Below are 3,330 nucleotides of genomic sequence, written 5' to 3'. Positions count from 1 at the left end.
GGGACGGGGAGGGGGGCGGAGGAATGCCGCGTGCCCGCGGCGCGCGGTTCCTGCTGCTGCTCTCGGTCTTCGTCTGCGCCGCCTGCGGCCTGGTCTACGAATTGGCCCTGGTCGCCCTGGGCGGCTACCTGATCGGCAACACCGTCCTGCAGACCTCCATCGTGCTGTCGGTGATGGTCTTCGCCATGGGCGTCGGCTCGCTGGCCGCCAAACCCCTGCAACGCCGCGCGATCGAGGCGTTCGCGATCGTGGAGGGGGTACTGGCCCTGGTCGGCGGCCTGTCGGTGCTCCTGCTGTACGCGGCCTTCGCGTGGCTGAACATCTACACCGTCGCCGTGGTCGTCATCGCCTTCGTCGTCGGCGTGCTGATCGGGGCGGAGATCCCGCTGCTGATGACCATGTTGCAGTGGATCCGCCGGCAGGACGCCGGACGGGCGGTCGCCGACATGTTCGCCGTCGACTACATCGGCGCCCTCCTCGGGGGTCTCAGCTTCCCGCTCCTGCTGCTCCCGCTGTTCGGGCAGATCAAGGGCGCGCTGGTGGTCGGCGGGGTCAACGCCGTGGCCGGCATCGCGGTGGTGCTGTGGATCTTCCGCGCCCGGGTCCGCCCCCCGGTCCGCGCGGGACTGGTCGCCGGCATGGTGGGCGTCCTGGTGGTGCTCGCCGGGGCGTTCGCCCTGGCCGACCGCTTCGAGGTCACCGCCCGCCAGCAGTTGTACCGCGACCCCATCGCGCACGCCGAGCGCACCGACTACCAGGAGATCGTCGTCACCCACGCCCCCGGCCTGCTGGGGATGGAGGATCTGCGGCTGTTCCTCAACGGTGACCTGCAGTTCTCCTCGGTGGACGAATACCGCTACCACGAGGCGCTGGTGCACCCGGCGCTCGCCGGCGAACGCTCCTCGGTGCTGATCATCGGCGGTGGCGACGCGCTGGCCCTGCGCGAGGTGTTGCGCTACCCGGACGTGGAGTCGGTGACCCTCGTGGACCTCGACCCCGCCATGACCGACCTCGCCCGCGAGTGGGACCCCCTGGTCGAACTCAACGACAACGCCCTGGCCGACGAGCGGGTCACGGTCGTCAACGACGACGCCTTCGGCTGGCTGCGGGAGGCCCGGGGCCCCTACGACGTGGTGATCACCGACCTGCCCGACCCGCAGGACATCGCCACCGCCAAGCTCTACTCGGTGGAGTTCTACACCCTCATCGGCCGGGTCCTGGACCCCGACGGACACCTCGTCGTCCAGGCCGGCTCCCCCTACTTCGCGCCGCGCACCTTCTGGTCCATCGAGACGGGCATCCGGGAGGCCGGGTTCGGCACCACCCCGTACCAGGTGGACGTGCCCAGCTTCGGCAACTGGGGCTACGTGCTGGCCGTCCCCGGCGACCGGGCCCCCGAGCCGGAACTGGCGCCCCCCGCCGAGCGGCCCGAACTGCGCTTCCTGGACGAGGCCGTGCTGGGGGCCGCCACCGTCTTCCCCGTCGACCGACGCGACCCGGGGGTGCGCGCCAGCACCCTCATGCACCCGGTGGTGCTGGAGTACCGCAACCGGGAGTGGCGCCAGAACTGACCCCCGGGGCCCGGCGGTCGGCGCCGTGACCGGCCGTCAGTCCTTGTGCATCTTGCGGAAGTGGTGCAGGGAGGCCTGGGCCCAGGCGATGCGCGGATCCACCAGTTTCGGGCTCCAGCGGTAGCCGCAGCGCAGGTAGCGGAAGTCGAGGGCGTTGCCCACCAGCGGCGGGGCCCACCGGGTGCGCCAGGTGGTGCGCTTGGGGGCGCCCCACACCAGCATCTCGCTCACCCCGCCCATGGTCACCGCCGCCACCAGCAGTGACCCGGCGAAGAACAGCAGCCAGAGGGGGAAGGTCAGCGCGAAGCCGATCCAGCCGATCCACGTGCCCCGATGCCCGGTCAGCGCCGGCCGACCGTCGGGGAAGAGGATCCGCCAGTACGCCCGGCGGCCGATCCGCGAGGGCCGGCGCACGATCCGGCACAGCTCCAGCCCGTCACCGTCCTCCACCCGGAAGCGCAGGGGTTCGGGCGTCCCCGGTTCCTCCGGCAGCACCGTGCACAGCCGCTCGCCGGTCGGGCCGTCCAGCAGCAGGATCGGGTGCGGCATCCCCGCCCGGCGGGCGGTGCGCTCCTCCACGTCGGCGACGCTCACCCCGCCGCCGTGCGCGCCGGCGTCCGCGCCGGCCGCGTCGTCCCGCAGGCCGATCTGCGCGGCGCGGCGGGGGGAGCCGCCCGGGGACACCGCCGTGTCGGGGGCGACCAGGCGCACCCGGGCCGGTGGTTCGTCGGCGGTGCCCCGGTCGTCGGGCAGGATCAGGAATTGTTCCCCGTCCGCCCACTCCCCGGTCCGCATGCCGGTGGTGCCGGTGATGTCCACGGTGAAGCCGGGCACCGTGCTCCCTTCCCTCGGGTCCTCGGTGATGATCGACGGTCTACGGTGGGCGGGCGGTTCCGGCCCGACGGATTCCGACGGACCGATACCCCCGCTCGATTCTGCCGAACCGGGCTGATTTGCCAAGGGGGTTCCGCCGGAGCCCGGGACCGCGCCCGCGCGGGGCGGTGGAGCGGAACCGGCGTGATCTTGCCGCCGCCCCCGCCACGGGGGACGATGTGCCACGTCGGGCGCCGGTGCGAACCGTTCGCGCCCGGGTATTCGGAAAGGAGCCGTATCGTGCGCCGTGCCGCCCGCGTCACCGTGGTGGGGGAGTCCCTGGTCGATCTGTTGTGGCGCAAGGGGGAGGATCAGCCGAGGGCGGTGGCGGGCGGCAGCCCCGCCAACGTCGCCGTCGGTCTGCGCCGCCTGGGCCGTGAGGTCACCCTCGTCACCACCCGGGGCGACGACCCGCCCGGCGAGCTGGTGCGCGCCCGGGTGGAGGAGGCGGGCCTGGAGGTGCGGTGGATGCCCTCCTCCGGCAGCACCACCGTGGCCCTCGCCCACCTGGACGACTCCGGCGCGGCCCGCTACGAGTTCCTCGCCTCCTGGGCGCCTGACGAGCTGAGCGTGCCGGCCGACACCGCCGTGATCCACACCGGTTCCCTGGCGGTGGTGCTCGACCCGGGGGCCCGGCGGGTGCTGGAACTGTGCGGCCGGCAGCGCGAGGAGGGGGTGAGCGTGGCGGCCGATCTCAACGTGCGGCCGGCGGTGCAGCCCGACCGCGAGCGGTACCGGGCCGCCGTGCGGCGTTTGGCGGCGGTCACCGACGTGCTCAAGGCGAGCGACGAGGACCTGGGATGGCTGTACCCGGGGCAGTCCCCGGAACGGTCGGCCCGTCGGCTGCTGGCCGAGGGACCGCGGCTGGTGGCCGTCACCCTGGGGG

3 protein-coding genes are annotated in these 3,330 nt (G+C 73.4%); 2 read left to right on the top strand and 1 reads right to left on the bottom strand.

Translation table 11 applies throughout. From position 1 onward, the window contains the following. The first annotated feature begins 23 nt into the window (after positions 1 to 23). A complete protein-coding gene (locus tag FNQ90_RS16980) occupies positions 24 to 1,571 on the top strand; it encodes a polyamine aminopropyltransferase (protein WP_182607163.1) in 1,548 nt (515 codons plus the stop codon). Positions 1,572 to 1,607: 36 nt separating this feature from the next. Here the strand turns inward: FNQ90_RS16980 and FNQ90_RS16975 are convergent, their stop codons facing one another. Then, complete coding sequence (locus tag FNQ90_RS16975) at positions 1,608 to 2,405, bottom strand: hypothetical protein (RefSeq protein WP_182607162.1); 798 nt, start codon at positions 2,403 to 2,405, stop codon at positions 1,608 to 1,610. Positions 2,406 to 2,684: 279 nt separating this feature from the next. Between FNQ90_RS16975 and FNQ90_RS16970 the strand changes: the two genes are divergently transcribed. Next, on the top strand, positions 2,685 to 3,330 hold a 646-nt coding region (locus tag FNQ90_RS16970), incomplete at its 3' end, for a PfkB family carbohydrate kinase (RefSeq protein WP_323380019.1).

The sequence above is a fragment of the Streptomyces alkaliphilus genome, assembly GCF_014141535.1.
Classification (GTDB): domain Bacteria; phylum Actinomycetota; class Actinomycetes; order Streptomycetales; family Streptomycetaceae; genus Streptomyces; species Streptomyces alkaliphilus.
Note: the sequence above shows the minus strand (reverse complement) of the source record. Positions and strands in the feature narration are given on the sequence as shown.

What these genes read in the sequence shown, in the direction of transcription:
- FNQ90_RS16980 (WP_182607163.1), top strand. Translation starts at nt 24, where the DNA reads ATGCCGCGTGCCCGCGGCGCGCGGTTCCTGCTGCTGCTCTCGGTCTTC.